This is a genomic window from Aestuariibaculum marinum (genome assembly GCF_014596975.1).
GTDB lineage: Bacteria > Bacteroidota > Bacteroidia > Flavobacteriales > Flavobacteriaceae > Aestuariibaculum > Aestuariibaculum marinum.
On the sequence record NZ_JACVXD010000005.1, the window covers coordinates 1 to 19,884 of the forward strand.

A 19,884-nucleotide genomic window follows, 5' to 3' on the forward strand; every position below is an offset into this window, starting at 1 on the left:
TCATATTAGAGTAAGAAAGAGGGACTTTAGTCCCTCGTGTAACAAACCTATGGACTTCAAGTCCATAGTGGTTTAGTTTGGTATTAAATCGCAGTACCAAACGCCGTATGTGTCACTTTCACAAACCGAATTATCGGTGTTAGGGTTATCATATTCTCTATACACCTTTTCGCCAATAGTAAATTCGACAGGGTTTTTAAAAATAGGTCCGTCGAAACAAAAGGTGTGGAATTCGCCGTTTTCACCACAAGGATCAACGCCTTCAGGTAAGTTATCAACAAAATCTTTATCGATAACTTTACCGACAAAATCTTCATTAAAGAATTTAGAATTAGCACAAACTATTATAGTCTTAAATCCTAAATCTAAAAACTCATGCATCAATTCTTTCGTGTCACGTTTCCATAAAGGAAAAACGGCGGATATGTTTTGTTTAACCAGTTGGGTTTCCCGATATGTTTTTAAATCTTCAAGAAAAATATCGCCAAAAGCCGTATGTGTAAATCCATTTTGTTTTAATCGCACTACGGTTTCAAGCATTTTCATTTCATAGGTTGCCATATCCGGCATCTCTGGTAGTTCAATAAAACTTGATTTAATACCTATGGCTCTGGTTTGCGCTTCTAAAAGCTCTTTTCGTAAACCGTGCATCGACACCCTGTTGTAATGTGTATTAATGGTTGTTATTAATTCATCAACTGAATATTGTTCGTCTTGTAATAAATGATAAAGGGCCAAAGCAGAGTCTTTACCCGAACTCCAGTTAAAGTAGGTTTTGTGTTTATTCAAGAATGGTATGATTTAAAATATTATTAGGTAATGGTTTCTCAACGTACATTTCGTTGCCAAAACGCTCAAAACTATTACTGTCTTTAAAAAATGTAAAGGAAGGACTTGTTGTACTTTTAAGTAGAGTAAGTTTGCTGGTTGCTCCAGTAATATCTGCTAGAGCAGTAGCTAGTAAAGTTTCATTAGCATCACCTATAATTCCCAGATTAAGATAGCTTTCATTCATTAATATGTCTGGCGTTAGCCCGTTATCGTAATCGGTGTTCCCAATCTTATTTAACGATTTAAAAATTAATGGTTGCATGGCATAGGTATGATTAGGATTAGCACCTTCACGTGTAAAGTTTTCAGAATCGTAAAGCGTTGTTGAAGCCTGATATTTTCCTGTGGTATAGTCGCCAATATGCATCACGTTAATGTATGGATCGAGACTGTTTATCACTAATTCGCTGGCAGATGCAGAATCATTGGTAGCGATGATGTAGACTTTGTCCAGATTTAAACTATTTAGGGCAGCTCCGTCATCATTATTTTTAAATCTATTAATCAACAATTCTGGATCTTCATTTTCTAAAGCGGTTTGAAAGTCACTGTTCCATTGTTCGGTACTAAAAATTTCACCATTGAATTGTCCAGTAATCATGCTGCTTAAAAGAATAGCAGAGTTTACCGAACCTCCTGGGTTATATCTTAAATCTAAAACAAGATGTTGCACATTGTTTGCTTTGAAATTAGCAAAAACGTTGTTTAACTGAGTGTCGTAATTTGCAATAAAACCATTGTACATTAAATACCCCACGTTTTGCCCGTTAACTTCGTAAATGTTTGTGTAGTAAATTGGGTTTTCGCCGTATTCTAGCTTATTAAGATCTATAGATTCTCCGGAAGCATCAACAGTGTCATCTGTGTTTTCGGCAGTGCCATTATCATTGTATGTCGCTAAGTTTATGGTGTAACTGGAAGCCGATAGTAAGCTTGAATAATTAGCAGTGGTAAGAGGTACACCATTTATGGCATTAAACATATCACCACGTTGCACACCTTTGGCTTCGGCGTCGCTATCGTTTAAAACTAAACGAACAATGCCAACCAAATCTGTAGAACTATTAGGTTGAAGGAACAATTTGAATTCTATACCATTACTGGTTGATACGCCTTGAAATTGTTGCTCTAAAGCAATATAGTCGTCTACAATCCAACTGTATTTATCTACAGTTTCTCGCTCGTAAATAAGACTTTCAAATAAACTTTCCGGACTTGAATAGCTGTTTAAATATGCGGCATATTCAGCATTTGAAGAAAAGCGGTCGTTTGCTAAGTCGGTAATGTTATCTTTATATAAGTAGAAAACATTCATGCCTTTCCAAACAAAATCACTTATAGCATTTGCCGCAATTTGATTATCGTCATTATCTTCAAAACAACTAATATTTAAAATAGAAACCAGACACAGGAGTGTCAGGATTTTTATGTTCCGCATCATATTTTATGAGTTTGTCTTTTTATTATCTCTCTAATAACTGAGTTATAGATGATTTATTTGAAAGGTTGCTCTAAATTCTTGTACATGCCTTTTCCTAATGGTGTGAAATCTTTAGTATCGGCGATAGATTTAATCGCAATACCTGCTTTAGACTTGGTGTCGGTGAATTTACTGGTGGCCCCCGTAATTAAGGAGATTGCTTTTGCTAAAAACACTTCATTTTCATCTCCTAAAGTTCCTAAGTTTAATAAGTTTTCACCTTCAGCTATTCCTGATCCTGTTTCATACGTAATAGTGTAATCTGGGGTTAATCCTTCATAATAATCTGTATCCCCGTTTTTGTTTGCCGACTTTAACACCAAAGGCTGCATGGCGTAAGTGTGATTAGGGTTGGCATCATCGCGACCATAATTAGGGGAATCGTATAAGGTAATAGAAGCGGTATATTTTCCTGTGGTTGCAGTTCCAATTTGAATAACATCGATGTAGGGACGCAAACAATTTATAACTAGTTCACTTGCTGAAGCAGACCCATCGGTTGTTAAAATATACACTTTATTTAAATTAAGCGAGTTGATCGTTGTCCCGTTGGATAATTCAGAAGTAAATCGATTGATTAGATATTCTGGATCGTTGGTCTCAAAATATTCTTGATATCTGTTATTCCAAACTTCGGTTGAAAATACTTCATTAGCAAATTGACCTGTAATCATACTCGATAAATTGATCGCTGATCTTACAGAACCACCTGGGTTATATCTTAAATCTAAAACCAATTCGTTAATACTTTGAGATTTTAAATCTGCTATGGCATTGTTTAATTCAGTGTCAAAATTTGCAACAAACCCGTTATACATCAAGTAGCCTATTTTTACGCCACTGGTTTCAATAACCTTATTAATTAGAATAGGGTTTTCGGTAAATTCGGTTTTAGTTAATTCTACCGTTTTACCGTTTAAAGCAATTGAATTATTGGTGATATTAGCCATACCTAAGGTATAAGTATTATTGCTACCAAATAATAAATCGATGTAATTGTTTACAGTAAGTTGTTGGTCATCTACGGTTAGAAAGAACTCACCGCGATTAATATCTTTTGAGGCCGCATCAGAATTATTAGCCACGTAACGAATGTATCCAAAAATATCATCAGATCCCGATAAACGCACTAATTGAAAATCTAAGCCGTTAGAATTTGAGGTACCTTGAAAAGAATTCTCCAGGGCAACGTAATCATCTACAATATAACTGAATCGATCTACTACATCTATTTGGTATAGTAAATCATTAAATAAACTTTCTGGTGTATTATAGCCATTTAAAAAGGTGTAATAGTCATTAAAAGTTGTGAATTTATCATCAGCTAAATCGGGTACATCCTGTTGCCATAAATAGACTTCGTTTAAACCTGCCCACACAAATTCATTGATTTCATTGTTTAAGGTGACAGGTGTTTCTTCGGTTTCTTCAGTTTCCTGAATAACAGTTTCCTCGTTTTCGGTACAGCTAAATAAAAATGATAATCCAAAAATAAGAGCAAATAGTAGGGTAATGGGCAATTTTACTATCTTCATAACAATACAATAAGGGTGAAATGTTGTAAATGTAACGACATTATTAGGTAAATTAAAATTTTTTGTAACAAAATATAAAGTCGTTCGTCGTAATATCAAATAGCAGGAATAAAGCTATTCTAACCGACCAAAACCAAAACTAGAAATGACTCAGACAGAGTTTTTAAATATTGTGATGCCTTTTAAAGATAAAGTATACCGTTTAGCTAAACGTTTACTGGTATCTACAGAGGAAGCAGAAGATGCCACACAAGAGGTTTTGTTGAAATTATGGAATAATAAAAAGAAAATAGAAGGGTATAAGAATGTAGAAGCCTTTTCTATGACAATGACTAAGAATTTTTGCTTCGATAAGTTAAAATCAAAACAAGCACAAAATCTTAAAATTGTTCATAGTAATTACGAAGACGGCAATACATCTTTACAAAAGCAAGTTGAAGCAAATGACAGTGTAAATTGGGTGTCTAAGATTATTGAAGAACTACCCGAGCAGCAAAAACTTATTGTTCAACTGCGCGATATAGAAGAATACGATTTAGATGAGATTGCGGAAATGCTGGAAATGAATAATACAGCAGTTCGCGTAGCCTTATCCAGAGCAAGAAAAACAATTAGAGAGAAATTGACTAATACACATAATTATGGTATTAAATAATATAGAAAAGTTACTTGAAAAGTACGAAAATGGCGAAACATCGCTAAAAGAGGAGCAGCTGTTAAAAAACTATTTTGCGCAAGAAACAGTGCCACCGCATTTAGAAATGTATAAGTCTATGTTTGCCTACTTTAAAGTAAGCCAGGAAGAACAATTTACAAAACACGTTCCATTAAAAACTAAGAAGGTATATAACTATAAATGGATTTCTGTTGCTGCAGTAGCTGTTCTAATGGTAGGGTTTTATTTTAAATCGCTTACAAAATCAGATAGTGATTTAGGAACATACCAAGACCCGCAAGAGGCCTACAATGAAGTGGCTAAATCTTTAGCTATGATTTCTGGGCATTTTAACAAAGGGGTTTCATCTGTGGGGTATTTAAATGAATACGAAAAAGGTTATGAAACACTAAATTATTTAAATGAGTTAGAAAACTCAACCCGAATTATTTTTAAAACCAATCAGTAAAAAAACGAACATTATGAAATGCCAAACGCTTAAATATTCAAAGTGAAAATGATATTTAAGGCATTCCATTTGACCTTTAAACAACAGTAAAAAAGAAACAAATGAAAACAATTAATTTTAATAAACAGTCGATGAAAAGCAAATTATTAGTATTTGTAGTAGCCTTAATGTTATTGCCTATGGCAGCAACGGCTCAAAAAGATATTTTCGAAAAATACAACGAAAATTCAGATGTTACTTATGTGTCTATCCAACCTAAAATGTTTCAAATGATAGCCAAGATGGGAATTAATGTTGACGATCCTGAAGCCAAAGCGTATATGGATATGGTAAAAAGTATTACCAGTTTTAAAACCATTACTACCGATAATGCTAATATTTCATCAGATATTACCAAATGGGTAAAATCACGTTCCAGTGCTCTTGAAGAATTGATGGAAGTAAAGGACGATGGATCGGAAGTGAAGTTTTATGTTAAGGAAGGTAAAGATGCCGACCACGTAAAAGAACTGTTAATCTTTGTAAACGGGATGGATAAAATGATTGATAGCGATGTTGAAATTAACGGTAAAAAGCGCCGTTTTGAAACAGTAGTGGTGTCTTTAACTGGAGATATCGATCTTAATGAAATCTCGAAACTTACCGAGAAAATGAATATTTCCGGAGGAGAGCATTTAGAGAAAAAGAAATAAAATTAAAAACTAATCAATCATGAAACGAACAGTTCATTATATCATCACAGGTTGTATTGCCGCACTAACTTTAGTTGGTTGCGGTAATGCCCCAAGTTTACAAAGTTATTTTGTAGACCATCAGGAATCAGCAAGTTTTATATCTCAGGATATTCCAATTTCCATGTTAAATATCGATACCTCGGAGTTTACTGAAGATCAAAAGGAAGCTTATAATTCGGTAAGCCGATTAAATTTTTTAGGCTATAAGTCAGATAGTACTAATGTCGATGCTTACACCAATGAAGTCAATAAAGTAAAGGCCATTTTAAGTGACGAAAAGTACATGGATTTAATTGAATTCAGTGACCGAGGGAATAGAATTGTTATGAAATATATAGGAGATGACGATGAAGCCGATGAGGTAGTAATTTTTGGAAGCTCGAAAGAATATGGATTCGGTATTGCACGTGTTTTAGGAAACGATATGAATCCTCAAAAAATGGTAACTCTGGCAGGACTTATGCAAGGAGCAGATATAGATGAAGAACAAGTGAAAAGTGTGATGAACTTTTTTAAATAATTATATCAAGTTAAATGTTAAAGTAAAAAAGGGCTGCCGTTTGGCAACCCTTTTTTTATGAATTATCATCAGATTCGTTTTGCTTATGCGTTTTCGAATTGATATAAACTAAATTTCCTACAACCGCAAAAAATATTAAAGCTAATAAGGTTTTAATGGCATAATTATCTAAAATATCCAGCACACCAGACACAAAATAAATCCCTATTAATAAACCGCAAAGCAGCAGCGATTGCTTGTCGTTTAGCATATAAATTAAATACCAGTATAGTTACTAGGTGTAATACGTTTTAATTCTTCTTTTATTGCATCAGAAACCTCTAAGGTATCAATAAAATTAGAAATAGAGTTTTGGTTGATTTTCTCATTAGTACGTGTTAAACCTTTTAAAGCCTCGTATGGGTTAGGGTAAGCTTCACGACGTAAAATCGTTTGAATAGCTTCAGCTACTACCGCCCAGTTATTTTCTAAATCTTCAGCAAATTTAGCTTCGTTAAGTAATAATTTACCTAAACCTTTTAAAGTCGATTTAAATGCGATTAATGTATGTCCGAAAGGTACACCTACATTTCTTAATACGGTACTATCTGTTAAATCACGTTGTAATCTTGAAATCGGTAATTTAGCCGCTAAATGTTCAAAAACTGCGTTGGCAATCCCTAAGTTTCCTTCAGAGTTTTCAAAATCGATTGGGTTCACTTTATGAGGCATGGCACTACTACCAACTTCACCTGCTTTAATTTTTTGCTTAAAGTAATCCATAGAAACATAAGTCCAGATGTCTCTATTTAAATCGATAATAATATTGTTGATGCGTTTTAAAGTATCAAATAAAGCCGCCATGTGGTCGTAGTGCTCAATTTGAGTTGTTGGGAAAGAGTGGTTTAACCCAAGAGTTTCTTCAACAAATTTAGTTCCAAAAGCTTTCCAATCAATGTCAGGATAAGCAACGTTATGCGCATTGTAATTTCCTGTTGCTCCACCAAATTTAGCAGCGTTTGGAATCGTGTTTAATAATTTAAACTGTTCTTCTAATCGTACAACAAAAACTTCGATTTCTTTTCCAAGACGCGTTGGAGATGCTGGTTGGCCATGCGTTCTTGCTAACATAGAAATCCCCGACCAATCACTTGCTAAAGCTTTCAATTTATCTAGAACTAAAGTGTATTCCGGATTGTAAACGTCGCTTACAGCTTCTTTAATACTTAACGGAATTGCCGTGTTGTTAATATCCTGAGACGTTAACCCGAAATGGATAAATTCTTTGTATTGTGATAAGTTTAAAACATCAAATTTTTCTTTAATGAAATATTCAACAGCCTTAACATCGTGGTTTGTTACTTTTTCAATGTCTTTTATCGCTAAAGCATCAGCACTAGAAAAATCTTTATAGATAGCTCTTAAATCTTCAAAAATAGAAGCATCTACATCTTTAAGCTGTGGTAAAGGAATTTCACAAAGTGCGATAAAGTATTCTATTTCTACAAGAACACGATATTTTATTAAAGCTTCTTCAGAGAAATAAGGCGCTAAATCTTCTGCTTTACTTCTGTATCTCCCATCAATAGGAGAGATGGCGTTAAGTGGTGATAATGACATGTGATGTTTGATTTTTTTCAAGTTGCAAAGATAGCTTTTTTACCCGTAAGAGCGAAGGCCAATGTTATAAGTTTTTAAGCTTCTTCATTTTATTTAAAATATGCTTTGCTCTGGATTTAAATGCGGCACTTTGATGATGAAAATCTTGCTGTAAAATATCTAACAGTTGCGGGTGAACCCAAGGCGTTTCTTTTCCCAATAAAAATAGGGTTTCCATAGCATGTACTTTGGCAGCTACTTTATGATCGTTAATCATCCAGTCGAAGCAGGTTTCAATTATTTTTTCTTTATGCTTTGACTCTAATGATTTTTTTATGGGGTTGGGTTGCTTCGAGGTGTAACGTTCGGCAATAAAAATACATATTTTAGCTATGGGACGTATGGAAGATTCTAAATGAATTTTGTTTAGATTGTTGGTGAAAAAGTCTAAATACGGAATGATGGCATAGATGTATTCATGGCAGACAAATTCTAAAACCCAAGCTGCTTTAGAAGAAGCAGTGTCGTCAGCCATAAACGAAATGCTTATTAAATTAGGAAATAAAGACATGTCATTTAATACCAGTTCACTAAACTGTAAGCGGTCGTTACGAGCTGCCGTTATATAAGATAATTCTTTATAAAATTCGTCTGAAGTCATTCTATAATTTACTATTTTAGACCTTTCAAAACCTATGGTAAAATAATATACAGATGAAATTACTAAAAAAAATAGTACTGGCACTTCTTGTTTTAATTGTTTTCGCGCAATTTTTCGGTCCTGAAAAAAATGAAGGCGATATGGCTTCTATAGAACCGTTTTTAGCAGAAACCAATCCGCCAGCCTATGTAAAAGCTATTTTAGAAGAAACTTGCTACGATTGCCATAGTGATGTAACCCGATACCCTTGGTATAATAATATTACGCCTGTAAATTATTGGTTAGCCGAACATATAGAAGACGGAAAAAAACACTTTAATGTATCGAACTGGGTTGGGAATTCAGTAAAACGTAAAGACCACAAGTTTGAAGAACTTATTGAGATGGTTGAAGACAAAAGCATGCCTTTAAAATCATATACCATTACGCATAGTGAAGCGAATCTTTCTGAAGATCAAATTAAGGCTGTTATAGATTGGGCAAAGTTGGTACGTGTTAAGTACAGTATGATGCCGCAACCAGAATAGGTTTTACTTTATTCTTTTACTTTTGCTGAAAATTTAAAAATGTCTTTTCATGAGTAAGCAGCTTTTAATTATTGGTTTTGTTTGGCCAGAGCCAAAGAGTTCTGCTGCCGGTAGCAGAATGATGCAATTGATTCATTTTTTTCAATCTGAAAATTATGAAATCACTTTTGCCAGTTCCTGTGCTAAAACCGATAATGCTGTTAATCTCGAAGAACTTGGAATTAAGCAGGTTTTTATTGAGTTGAATAACTCTAGTTTTAACGTTTTTGTAAAAGACTTAAATCCGGATGTGGTAGTGTTCGACAGGTTCATGACTGAAGAACAATTCGGGTGGCGCGTGGCTCAGGAATGCCCGAACGCCTTACGTATTTTAGATACCGAGGATTTACACAGCTTAAGAAAGGGAAGATATCAAGCGTTTAAGGACAAGCAGCCATTTTCAAAATCGAACTTATTTAATGATATTGCTAAGCGTGAAATAGCCAGTATTTACCGTTGTGATTTAAGTTTGATGATATCGGAAGCTGAAATAGAGATTTTAACTTCCGAATTCAAAGTGCCTGAACACATATTGGTTTATTTACCTTTTCTACTTGATAATATTTCAGGAGAACACATTCTAAAAGTACCAACTTTTGAAAAACGTCAGCATTTTATAACCATAGGCAATTTTTTACATGAACCAAATTACAATGCGGTTTTATATTTAAAGGAAACCATCTGGCCATTAATTAGGAAGCAGTTGCCACATGTCGAAATGCACATTTACGGGGCGTATGCTTCACAGAAAGTGAATCAGTTACATAAAACAAAGGACGGGTTTTTGATAAAAGGTTTTGCAAACGATGTTCATCAGGTTATGCAAGAATCTAAAGTGTGTTTGGCGCCATTGAGGTTTGGTGCTGGTTTAAAAGGTAAATTGGTAGATGCCATGCAAAACGGTACGCCATGTATCATGTCAAGTATTGCCGCAGAAGGTATGTTTGGAGAATTAGAAGCAAACGGATGTATTGAAGATGATCCAAAAGTTTTTGCCGAAAAGGCGGTTGATTTATACCAAAATAAAATCCTTTGGAAAGCCAAACAGCAAAACGGATTTAACATCATCAATAGTCGTTTTAAAGCAGAAATACATCAAATGGCATTTTCTAAAGTCATACAGAAAACTAATGATAATTTAGAACAACACCGTTTAAGTAACTTCACAGGGCAAATGCTTCAGCATCATAGTATGCAAAGCACCAAGTTTATGAGCAAGTGGATTGAAGAAAAAAATAAATAAAAGTTTTAATTAAAATTTTCCTGTTTGCTATGAGCAATACTCACTGGATTTTCTGTCAGCCATTCAAAATTAGAAAGCGAAACTCCTACAGCACAATCATCCATACAGCCATCTGGGACATAATAACAATTTTCAATAATGTTATTTGAATCATAGTTAAATGTAACATGGTTGTCGTCCGGATCAACAGATAAATACTCACTTAAGCACGTATTGTAAAGTTCGTCTATAGTTAAAGCCGGAGCTCCTGAAGTATGAGTGCCTAAAGTTTCATAACTTTCAGTGTAGGCTTCAAGAACAATGCGATTTTCAAACCCTAAATAATTTCCAGAAACTTCATTATAAAGGGTATAAGCTTCATAAACTCTAGAGGCTACTTTGCCATCTAAAACAGTAATAGTGGTGTTTGTTCCAGAACCAAATACAGACCGAGAACTTACAGTATAACTATAAGAATTCTCGTTGGAATGTTTTAAATTATTCCAGGAGTCTAAACTGATTTTAAAATTATAAAGGCTTTTGGCTTGTGAAGCGCGGTTACCATCGCAGCTAAAATTTATGGTGCAGGTGAGTAAAATCAAAGCAAGGGCAACAAATTTCTTTTTCATAAATCCTATCTTATTTGTTTAGTAGCTATAAAAATAAGAAAAACGTTGCGCTTATTCAAGTCATTAGGCTATAGGTTTTCGTTATTTAGAGACTTACTCTAAAGCCACTCAAAATGTGTTAGTTTAATACCAAAGAAATTATCATCTTCACTATAGTTCGAGGTGTAATAGCAATCTTTAAGAATATTTTTGTCATCTACGTTAAAAGTAATTTCGTTAGATGATGGATTTACCGATAAATATTTTTTTAAACACGTGCTGTAAAGCTCGTCAATGGTTAATGCGGGTGCTGCGTAACAAAATGAAATACTATTGTTGTCGTCGTCATTCGATGCGCAATTGTGTGTTCCAATAGCATTTTTATGTTCAAAGAACGATTTTAATATAATTCGGTTTTCGAAATCCAGATAATTTGCCTCGTCGTCATATTGTGTGTAAACCTCAAATGACCGGGAAATAATTTCACCATTTTTAACTGTAATTCTTGTGTTGCAGTCGTAACCTAATTCGGTTTTTGTCCTTACGGTATACTTGTAAGATGCATTGTGAAGTTGCTTCAAGTTGGTCCAGTAATCTAAGCTCATTCTTAAGTTAGCATGTGATGCTGGGGTAGCATCGTTATCGCTTTCATTCGAGCAGTTTAAAATTAAAGAAGCTAGTAAAAGGTAGGTGATTTTCTTAATCATTGGTTAGGTGTATTTTTAATACGGCAAATTATAACTCCGGGTTTTTCTTAAAGTAACCCTAGGTTTATTAAAATGTTAAGCAGGGGCTGTCGTGATTTTTCAATTGAAATAAACCATTGCCTTAATAGTTTATCGTAGATTATTAAAGGGGTTTTTCCTAGCTTTGCGGCTTTAAAATTTAGAATATGATTTCAGTTGATGCTTTAGCAGTAGAATTTGGCGGAAGTGCGTTATTTAGTGATGTGTCGTTTACTATTAATGAGAACGATAAAATTGCTTTAATGGGAAAAAATGGAGCTGGGAAAAGTACCATGATGAAAATTATTGCAGGCGAGCAAAAAGCAACGCGCGGTGCTGTGCGTTTTCCAAAAGATGTAGTGATTGCTTATTTACCACAGCATTTATTAACTGAAGACGACTGTACGGTTTTTGAGGAAGCATCAAAAGCCTTCAATCATATTTTTGAAATGCGAGACGAAATGGCTCGTCTTAATAAAGAGCTGGAAACCCGTACTGATTACGAGTCTGATGATTATATGAAAATCATTGAAAAAGTATCCGATTTAGGGGAGAAATTCTATGCGCTTGAAGAGGTGAATTATGATGCCGAAGTTGAAAAAGCTTTACGTGGCTTAGGGTTTAAACGTGAAGATTTTACACGATTAACTAGCGAGTTTAGCGGGGGGTACCGCATGCGTATTGAGCTAGCTAAAATATTATTGCAAAAACCAGATTTAATCCTTCTCGATGAGCCTACTAACCACATTGATATTGAATCGGTAATCTGGTTAGAAGACTTTTTAGTTAATAAGGCCAAAGCTGTTATGGTGATTTCGCACGATAAGGCATTTATCGATAATATTACTAACCGTACCATAGAAGTGACTATGGGGCGTATTTACGATTATAAAGCGAACTATTCACATTACTTACAATTGCGTGAAGACCGTAGAATACATCAGTTAAAAGCCTATGAAGAACAGCAAAAATTTATTGCTGAAACGAAAGCGTTTATAGAGCGTTTTAAAGGTACATATTCTAAAACCAATCAGGTAAATTCGCGCGAACGTATGCTTGAAAAACTGGAAATTATTGAAGTTGATGAAGTTGATACTTCGGCGTTAAAATTACGATTTCCTCCGGCACCACGTTCCGGAGATTATCCGGTAACGGTTAAGGATTTATCTAAATCTTACGATGACCATGTGGTGTTTAGAGACGCTAATATGTCTATTTCACGAGGAGAAAAGGTTGCTTTTGTCGGACGAAATGGAGAAGGGAAATCGACCATGATAAAAGCGATTATGGGAGAGATTGATGTGCAAGGACAGTGTGGTTTAGGTCATAATGTTAAAGTGGGCTACTTTGCCCAAAACCAGGCGTCTTTATTAGATGATAATTTAACCATTTTCCAAACCGTTGATGAAGTTGCCGAAGGCGATATTCGTACGCAGATAAAAAACATCTTAGGAGGTTTTATGTTTAAAGGTGACGATATCGATAAAAAAGTAGGTGTGCTTTCAGGTGGAGAAAAAACACGACTGGCCATGGTAAAATTACTTTTAGAGCCGGTGAATTTGCTAATTCTCGATGAGCCAACCAATCACTTGGATTTAAAATCGAAAGATGTTCTAAAAGAAGCCTTAAAGAATTTCGATGGTACTTTGATTTTGGTGTCTCACGACCGTGATTTTCTTCAAGGATTATCGCAAAAGGTTTTCGAATTTAAGGACCAGCGTGTTATTGAACACTTTGAAACTATCGACGATTTCTTAAAACGTAATCGCATAGAGAGTTTAAAACAAATCGATTTAAAGGCTTAAAACTGGCGTCTGTCTAAATAAATTAGGTAAACCATAAAATTATTTTACTTTAGGGTGCATTAAAACATACCCTTTTTAGAATAAAATTTATGAAACCTCTTTTTTATTGTTTAGTAGCGCTGTCGTTTTTTTCTTGTAATACATCAACGTCTAAGATAGATCAAGTTGATACTTCCAAACCTAATGTGGTTTTGTTTTATCTTGATGATAGTGGTTATGGAGATGTAGCACATAATGGAAATCCAACAATAAAAACACCAAACATCACCAAACTTAAAGAAAGTGGTGTTAGTTTTACCCAGTTTTATGTTACGGCTGCTGCTTGTTCGGCATCACGATATTCTCTGCTTACAGGACGTTATCCGGGACGCTCAGGATTAGGTTGGTGGGTTATTGCTCCTGGAACAAAACAGTATATTCATACCGATGAGTTGACTTTAGCAGAAGGATTAAAATCAGTAGGGTATAAAACAGGTATGTTCGGAAAATGGCATTTAGGAACACCTAACGAGAAGAATAATTTTACGCCTGACGCCTTGCCATTAGCTCATGGTTTCGATGAGTGGATAGGTACCAATGTGTCTCACGATTATAATAATTCAATGTTATTGCAAAGTGATACTGAAGGTCATAGTCCGGCAAAAGGATATAAGGTTTTAGCTAAAAATTTACCTTCCGATACGCTGGCTTCAGAATCGCTTACAGGGGTATGTACTAAGGCTGCTGTTAACTTCATTAAAAAGAATAAGTCAAATCCGTTTTTCGCCTACATTCCATATAATATGCCGCATTTGGGCTTGTTTGTAAGTGATAAATTTAAAGGGAAATCTAGAAATGGTGAATTAGGAGATGTCATGGAAGAGTTAGATGCTGCAATCGGAGAAATTTGTAGTACACTAGAAGAAGTTGGTATTGGAGAGAATACCATTGTAATTTTCTCATCAGATAACGGCCCTTGGATTAAATGGAGCACACGTTCTGATAGTGAAAAGTATGGTGATACACGCCTGAAAGTAGGTTATGCAACACCCTTTAGAGATGGAAAAGGTTCCACTTGGGAGGGTGGTCATCGGGTTCCGGGAATTATTAGCTGGCCAGCTAAAATTAAAGGGGACAGAAATGAGCAAACTCCAATAAGTACTTTAGATATTTTGCCTACCATATTGTCTATTACAGGAGCTGAATTACCAAAAGACAGAACGATTGACGGTCGCGATATTAGTGATTTACTACTTAACGAATCATCCGCATCTCAATTCGATGATTTTGAGTTTTTCTATTCCTATGATGATAATTATCCGTCAGCAATTAGAAAAGATGCTTGGAAATTACATACACGTATAGGGTCGCAAACAGGGAACGATTATGGCTATGTAGCCTCAAAAGAAACACCTTTGTTATTTCAGGTTGAAAAGGATCTAGGTGAACGTATTGATGTAGCCAACGACAACCCAGAGTTGGTTTCAGAATTGTTAAACGAATTTGAAGCGTTTGAGAAACAATTGAAAGTAGAAGGGAGTTTCTGGGATAAGGAATAATTAATACCTAGATTCTAATATTTAAAGCCATATACTTTTCTTAATTTTCATAGCTGCTTAGTTAGTTATTACTTTTTATCTTTGCCTCATGAGTAAAACGATTGACATACGAACTGTTGATGTGGTTCAGTATATAAAACCTTTACGAGAAGGTGGGTCGCTTCCGGGCATTGTAAATGCAAATGATGATTTTTTTTATGTACTGAAGTTTCGAGGCGCCGGTCAGGGAAAAAAAGCCTTGATTTCAGAGCTGATGGGAGGAGAGTTGGCCAGAGCACTTGGTTTAAAAGTTCCAGAGCTGGTCTTTATGAATTTAGATGATTCTTTTAGTAAAACTGAGCCAGACGAAGAAATTCAAGATTTACTCAAATTTAGTGTTGGTCTCAATCTCGGATTACATTTTTTATCGGGAGCTATAACTTTCGATCCGTTAGTCAATGCTGTCGATGCGATTACGGCTTCTAAAATTGTTCTGTTAGATAGTCTTATCAGTAACATCGATCGCACGGTTAAAAACACAAATTTACTCATCTGGAATAACGAGTTGTGGGTTATAGATAATGGGGCTAGTTTTTATTTTCATCACAATTGGGATTTGTACAAAAATCACCTAACTCGAACATTTCCGTTAATAAAAGATCATGTGTTATTGCCATGGGCCACAAAACTAGGTGAGGCTGCTAAGGAGATTAAAAAGGCGTTTTCTAGTGAAAAATTAGAAGAAATCATAGCATTAATTCCGGAGGATTGGTTGTTAGATGAATCGGAAAAAATGAGCCCCGAAGACATGCGATTGGCTTATATGGAATACTTTCAGGCTAAATTAGCTATGATTGATAAACTGGTTAAAGAGGCTGAAGATGCAAGATAGAATTAAGTTTGAATATGCTATCATTCGTTTAGTCCCTAAAGTGGAACGCGGCGAATTCTTTAATATAGGAGCTATTGTTTACGCTAAGCAGAAGAAGTTTCTTGGAGTAAAATATCATATTGATAATTCTAAGCTTGAAGCGTTTTGTAAGGATGTAGATGTCGATTTAATTAATAAATATCTTGAAGCCTGGAAATTGGTTTGTGAAGGTAAATCGGCAGGAGGGCGTATAGGAGCTTTAGAGTTACCAGATCGATTTCATTGGTTAACGGCGTCGCGAAGTACTATTATACAAAGCTCAGAAGTCCATTCCGGACTTTGTAAGGATCCAGAACAGACTTTAGAGGAGATTTTTGAAAAGTTTGTGTTGTAAATTATTTTTTAAATAAGTCGAAACTTAAAACTTCATCACAATAATCTACGGTTATTTTGTTTCTAACAATATTATCTGGTAGTGCAAATTTGTGTTTAAAAAGTGCTGATGGATAACAGTATGAATGTCTTGAAGGCGTATTAGGCTCAATTTCTTTGTTGTGTCGTCTTCGTTCCGTAGTAACTACTAATTTATCACCGGCGATATAGAAATTAAAATCATCTTTAACATACCCCGGGATTTTTAATTCGTAATGGTAAGTTTTGTTGGTCTCCTTAATGTCGGTTTTTGGTAACCCCGGAGTTTTATTTAATTCTTGTTTGTACTTTTCGTTTTTAATTGCGTCTTGTCTGTTGTAATACGATGAATACGACCGTTTTTTGTCTGTGTTAGTACTAGGAGTCATGGTGTTGTTGTTTGTTTTAGTTCGTTTGTTGGTAAAGGAAATTGCATAAGCCGTAGGGCTCGCATTCAAGGTCAGGGTTAATGGTATGTTTTCTATACCATGGAGAGAGTTCTAAAGATAACAATTAAAATATAAAATGCAAGTTAACAAATGTTAAAACCTTAATTTTAATTTGTTAATTGTCAGTGTCTTGAAAAGTGGTTTAGGCTGGTTTTACAAATGCTCTAAAAGTTGTTTCATACCAATCGTGGCATTTTCAGCAATTACAGTTAATTTAGAACCGCTTCGTATGGTCGGTTTAGGATCTATGAAATAGGTGTGTGTACCTGAAGGAATGTAGTGTCTTAATCCAGCGGCAGGATAGACTTGCATTGATGTTCCTATAATCAATAAAATATCGGCTGTTTCACAAATGCTTATCGCTTTTGGTATCATAGGAACATCTTCACCAAACCAAACTATGTGTGGTCGTAATTGATACCCTTTTCGGCAGGTATCACCTAGTTTTAAATCGGTTGTCCAGTCGATAATATCTGTTTCATCAAAAGTGCTTCTTACTTTTAATAATTCGCCATGTAAATGAATGACTTGATTGCTTCCAGCACGTTCATGTAAATCATCAACATTTTGCGTAATCACAGAGACATGATAGTCTTTTTCTAATTCGGCTATCGCTTTGTGAGCCAAATTGGGTTCTACTTCGAAAAGCTGTTTACGGCGTTGGTTGTAAAATTCTAAAACTAATTCAGGATTCGCATTAAAACCTTCAGGTGTTGCAACTTCCATAACATCATGCCCTTCCCATAAGCCATTTTCGTCTCTAAAGGTTTTAATGCCACTTTCGGCACTCATGCCTGCTCCGGTAAGTACAACAATATGTTTTTTCATTTATACAGAATTACTGAATGAGGGTATATCTTTGGAGGTATAAATTTATTAATTTTGACGCATGATAGATGAAAAACTTTTAGAGTATTTAGAAACGTATTTAACCGATTCTCGCCGAGAAAAATTCCATAAAGTATTAGAACAACGCACCAAGCACTTTACCGTAGCTACTGAAGATGTGTACCAACTGCATAATACCAGTGCCGTGATACGCAGTTGTGATGTGTTTGGAATACAGGAAGTGAATATTGTTGAAGAGCGAAATTCTAAAAGAATTGATCGTGAAATTGCAATGGGAGCTCAAAAATGGGTGGATTTAAACAGATATCATACCGTAAAGGATTGTATAGCCGATTTAAAGCAGAAAGGCTACCAAATTGTAGCAACGACACCCCACACTAACGATTGTGAGCTACATGAATTTGATGCGACTAAAAAGTCTTGTTTTTTCTTTGGAAGAGAAACCGAAGGTCTGTCGGATGAGGTTTTAAATGCAGCCGATAGTTATTTAAAAATACCGATGTCTGGTTTTACCGAAAGTTTAAATATTTCTGTAAGTGCAGCTATTATTCTTCAGCATGTTACAACTAAATTAAAACAAAGCAACGTGGATTGGCAATTAACAGAAGAAGAAAAACTTGAAAAGCGTTTAGACTGGGTTAAAAAGACTATTAAAAGTTACGACGATATTGTAGCGCATTATTATAAGGATAAGAATTAGTTTTTTATTAATGTAGAATCAACTTCAGCAATATGAGTTTTAAATGTTCTACTGAATTTTATTAAAGAATCTAGCAATATCATTTTATTTTCAGGTAACAGCAAATCATTTTTTAGTTGTTTGGCATCACAATAATCGAAGAATAGAGGAATGTGCTTTCTTTCAATATTTAAATCATTTATCAATAAGTCTTCCGAAAAGAAATCATTGGTGTTGAACAGGGCATAAAAGTTTTTATAGGTCATCGGTTTAGGAGGAGTTTCCTTAATTTTTTTAGATTTAAAGAGGCTTCTAATAAGGTCTACTAGTAAGGTTAAATCGCCTTGTGGGTTTGGTGGTGGACTGTATAAATAAGGCCGGTTTTTTATGTCGTTTGCTATTTGTTCCCCTAAATTAGCCTGATATTTATTAGCGTTGAATTTAGCAGTATAACTCAGACTGACTGTACCTAAAGTATTCACCTGAGTTTTAAGTTCTATAACATTGGTCATGTTATAGTGTTTATTTTGAACAATAAGTTGTTGCGGTTTGTAAAATTCAGATGAAAATAATAAGGTATCGTTAACTGCCGCTTTAATCGTAAAATCACCATCTTCGTTTGTATAAGTGTATTGGCGTGTAGTGAGATTAAAAACACCAATATTTTTTGCGGTAGACTTTTCGTTGTAAACCCTTCCGTTTACATGCTGTGCATAAATGGATATTGGAAGAATAAGAAACAGAAGATAAGTAATGTTATTCATAAACACGGTTTGTAAGTTAATTCGTGTTTAAATTAGGGTTTTGTAAGTAAGTTGAAATACGCTTTATGAAAGTTTAACGCTCTATTTAACAAAGATTTAAAGGTTATAGATAAAAAAAAGGAAGCACTTGGCTTCCTTTTTTAGTTATAATTTTTTGTGTTATCGCTCTCGGTTTAACAGCTTGTATTCTTCGTAACATTCACTGATCGCATCAAGAATTTGCAGGTCATTCGCTGTTTGAATAAATTCTTTTGAATAATCACACTGACTTACAATTTCATCTAAATCTACACGATCAATATTTAGTAAAGCCATTAACATTTCCCGATCGAAACGCGATGCTAAAAGGTTACGTATTTCATCATCCTGCTTCATCTTTTTAAGCTTTCGCATTTCGTTAGGCTTTTTACCAAACGTACGATGTAAAAAATCGGCAGGGTTAAATATGGATCCTACAATTTTTGATAAGGTTCCAGCCGAGTTGGCTTCGTAGCCCGTGCTTGGTAACCCTGAAATCTGGTATCTGTAATTATCATTAATTACAGGAACCTGCTTAACATCAACTTCTAAATATCCGGTTAATTTTAGCTGGTTTACCACAACTTCTTCAAGCGCCAAAGCTAATTCGGTTAACTCGATAGTGGCTGAACCAAATTTAAGCCAGTCGTTAGTAACTCTAACTTTAATGGACTTAAAACCTAAATACGATAAATGTAAAGTGTCATTAGGTTTGGCATTAATTTCAAATTCTCCCTGTTTATTTGTCGCTGTACCTATAACCTGATTCAGGTTGACGATGTTTACATTTTCCAATGGTTTTCCATCGGAAGAATTAACTACTACTCCTAAAGCCTTTTCGGCTTCCTGTGCTATACTAATAGTTGAAAAAACTAATAAAAAGAAAAGTAGTAGGTAATTTTTCATGTAAATTAAATAACGCTTATTCGTCTATAAA

General features: G+C 34.8%; 23 protein-coding genes. 11 read left to right on the plus strand and 12 right to left on the minus strand.

The features are described 5' to 3' along the window. Positions 1–72: 72 nt before the first annotated feature. The 3 genes from ICJ85_RS10015 to ICJ85_RS10025 are packed head-to-tail and all read right to left on the minus strand — an operon-like array spanning position 73 to position 3,846. On the minus strand, positions 73–789 hold the full coding sequence (locus ICJ85_RS10015; RefSeq protein ID WP_188223656.1) for a Dph6-related ATP pyrophosphatase: 717 nt from the start codon (positions 787–789) through the stop codon (positions 73–75). After that, on the minus strand, positions 782–2,272 hold the full coding sequence (locus ICJ85_RS10020; RefSeq protein ID WP_188223657.1) for a S41 family peptidase: 1,491 nt from the start codon (positions 2,270–2,272) through the stop codon (positions 782–784). Before ICJ85_RS10020 ends, ICJ85_RS10015 begins: the two co-directional genes overlap by 8 nt. 53 nt (positions 2,273–2,325) lie before the next feature. Continuing rightward, a complete protein-coding gene (locus ICJ85_RS10025) occupies positions 2,326–3,846 on the minus strand; it encodes a S41 family peptidase (protein ID WP_188223658.1) in 1,521 nt (506 codons plus the stop codon). 145 nt (positions 3,847–3,991) lie between these two features. On the opposite strand from ICJ85_RS10025, the gene ICJ85_RS10030 reads away from it, so the two are divergent. The 4 genes from ICJ85_RS10030 (at position 3,992) to ICJ85_RS10045 (ending at position 6,224) form a co-directional block, all read left to right on the plus strand. Further along, the gene (locus ICJ85_RS10030) at positions 3,992–4,501 is read left to right on the plus strand and encodes an RNA polymerase sigma factor (RefSeq protein WP_188223659.1); all 510 of its coding nucleotides are present in this window, start codon (positions 3,992–3,994) and stop codon (positions 4,499–4,501) included. Then, positions 4,488–4,970: a hypothetical protein gene (locus tag ICJ85_RS10035; protein WP_188223660.1), complete on the plus strand. Its 483-nt coding sequence runs from the start codon at positions 4,488–4,490 to the stop codon at positions 4,968–4,970. Before ICJ85_RS10030 ends, ICJ85_RS10035 begins: the two co-directional genes overlap by 14 nt. Before the next feature lie 101 nt (positions 4,971–5,071). After that, complete coding sequence (locus ICJ85_RS10040) at positions 5,072–5,662, plus strand: DUF4252 domain-containing protein (protein WP_241739530.1); 591 nt, start codon at positions 5,072–5,074, stop codon at positions 5,660–5,662. 19 nt (positions 5,663–5,681) lie between these two features. Then, positions 5,682–6,224, plus strand: a complete 543-nt coding sequence (locus ICJ85_RS10045; protein ID WP_188223661.1) for a DUF4252 domain-containing protein — start codon at positions 5,682–5,684, stop codon at positions 6,222–6,224. A 55-nt stretch (positions 6,225–6,279) separates the two neighbouring features. On the opposite strand, the gene ICJ85_RS10050 is transcribed toward ICJ85_RS10045, so the two are convergent. The 3 genes from ICJ85_RS10050 to ICJ85_RS10060 form a co-directional block, all read right to left on the minus strand. Next, a complete protein-coding gene (locus ICJ85_RS10050) occupies positions 6,280–6,474 on the minus strand; it encodes a hypothetical protein (RefSeq protein WP_188223662.1) in 195 nt (64 codons plus the stop codon). Positions 6,475–6,479: 5 nt separating this feature from the next. Beyond that, complete coding sequence (gene purB / locus ICJ85_RS10055; RefSeq protein ID WP_188223663.1) at positions 6,480–7,823, minus strand: adenylosuccinate lyase; 1,344 nt, start codon at positions 7,821–7,823, stop codon at positions 6,480–6,482. 64 nt (positions 7,824–7,887) lie between these two features. Continuing rightward, entirely contained in the window at positions 7,888–8,463 is a 576-nt protein-coding gene (locus ICJ85_RS10060) for an adenylosuccinate lyase (protein ID WP_188223664.1), read from the minus strand. 53 nt (positions 8,464–8,516) lie between these two features. Here ICJ85_RS10060 and ICJ85_RS10065 point away from each other — a divergent pair, with 53 nt between their 5' ends. Continuing rightward, positions 8,517–8,990: a heme-binding domain-containing protein gene (locus ICJ85_RS10065; RefSeq protein ID WP_188223665.1), complete on the plus strand. Its 474-nt coding sequence runs from the start codon at positions 8,517–8,519 to the stop codon at positions 8,988–8,990. Between the two features lie 49 nt (positions 8,991–9,039). Next, positions 9,040–10,272, plus strand: a complete 1,233-nt coding sequence (locus tag ICJ85_RS10070; RefSeq protein WP_188223666.1) for a glycosyltransferase — start codon at positions 9,040–9,042, stop codon at positions 10,270–10,272. 5 nt (positions 10,273–10,277) lie between these two features. Here ICJ85_RS10070 and ICJ85_RS10075 read toward each other — a convergent pair whose 3' ends face one another. Beyond that, positions 10,278–10,880: a hypothetical protein gene (locus ICJ85_RS10075; RefSeq protein ID WP_188223667.1), complete on the minus strand. Its 603-nt coding sequence runs from the start codon at positions 10,878–10,880 to the stop codon at positions 10,278–10,280. 98 nt (positions 10,881–10,978) lie between these two features. Next, complete coding sequence (locus tag ICJ85_RS10080) at positions 10,979–11,566, minus strand: hypothetical protein (RefSeq protein ID WP_188223668.1); 588 nt, start codon at positions 11,564–11,566, stop codon at positions 10,979–10,981. 185 nt (positions 11,567–11,751) lie between these two features. Here ICJ85_RS10080 and ICJ85_RS10085 point away from each other — a divergent pair, with 185 nt between their 5' ends. The 4 genes from ICJ85_RS10085 (at position 11,752) to ICJ85_RS10100 (ending at position 16,171) form a co-directional block, all read left to right on the plus strand. Next, a complete protein-coding gene (locus ICJ85_RS10085) occupies positions 11,752–13,389 on the plus strand; it encodes an ABC-F family ATP-binding cassette domain-containing protein (protein ID WP_188223669.1) in 1,638 nt (545 codons plus the stop codon). Positions 13,390–13,478: 89 nt separating this feature from the next. Beyond that, the gene (locus ICJ85_RS10090) at positions 13,479–14,927 is read left to right on the plus strand and encodes a sulfatase family protein (RefSeq protein WP_188223670.1); all 1,449 of its coding nucleotides are present in this window, start codon (positions 13,479–13,481) and stop codon (positions 14,925–14,927) included. A gap of 88 nt (positions 14,928–15,015) precedes the next feature. Continuing rightward, on the plus strand, positions 15,016–15,798 hold the full coding sequence (locus ICJ85_RS10095) for a HipA family kinase (RefSeq protein WP_188223671.1): 783 nt from the start codon (positions 15,016–15,018) through the stop codon (positions 15,796–15,798). Next, positions 15,788–16,171: a DUF3037 domain-containing protein gene (locus ICJ85_RS10100; protein WP_188223672.1), complete on the plus strand. Its 384-nt coding sequence runs from the start codon at positions 15,788–15,790 to the stop codon at positions 16,169–16,171. Before ICJ85_RS10095 ends, ICJ85_RS10100 begins: the two co-directional genes overlap by 11 nt. A 1-nt stretch (position 16,172) precedes the next feature. Here the strand turns inward: ICJ85_RS10100 and ICJ85_RS10105 are convergent, their stop codons facing one another. Together ICJ85_RS10105 and ICJ85_RS10110 are read right to left on the minus strand one after the other, a co-directional pair. Further along, on the minus strand, positions 16,173–16,577 hold the full coding sequence (locus ICJ85_RS10105) for an Hsp20/alpha crystallin family protein (RefSeq protein WP_188223673.1): 405 nt from the start codon (positions 16,575–16,577) through the stop codon (positions 16,173–16,175). A 213-nt stretch (positions 16,578–16,790) separates the two neighbouring features. Continuing rightward, positions 16,791–17,465, minus strand: coding sequence for an SIR2 family NAD-dependent protein deacylase (locus ICJ85_RS10110; RefSeq protein WP_188223674.1), 675 nt, complete (start codon positions 17,463–17,465; stop codon positions 16,791–16,793). A 61-nt stretch (positions 17,466–17,526) separates the two neighbouring features. On the opposite strand from ICJ85_RS10110, the gene ICJ85_RS10115 reads away from it, so the two are divergent. Further along, entirely contained in the window at positions 17,527–18,186 is a 660-nt protein-coding gene (locus tag ICJ85_RS10115) for a TrmH family RNA methyltransferase (protein WP_188223675.1), read from the plus strand. Here ICJ85_RS10115 and ICJ85_RS10120 read toward each other — a convergent pair. Together ICJ85_RS10120 and ICJ85_RS10125 are read right to left on the minus strand one after the other, a co-directional pair. After that, a complete protein-coding gene (locus ICJ85_RS10120) occupies positions 18,183–18,929 on the minus strand; it encodes a peptidase associated/transthyretin-like domain-containing protein (protein WP_188223676.1) in 747 nt (248 codons plus the stop codon). The two genes, ICJ85_RS10115 and ICJ85_RS10120, sit on opposite strands and share 4 nt — an antisense overlap. 159 nt (positions 18,930–19,088) lie before the next feature. Further along, positions 19,089–19,853, minus strand: coding sequence for a carboxypeptidase-like regulatory domain-containing protein (locus ICJ85_RS10125; RefSeq protein ID WP_188223677.1), 765 nt, complete (start codon positions 19,851–19,853; stop codon positions 19,089–19,091). Positions 19,854–19,884 lie beyond the last annotated feature (31 nt).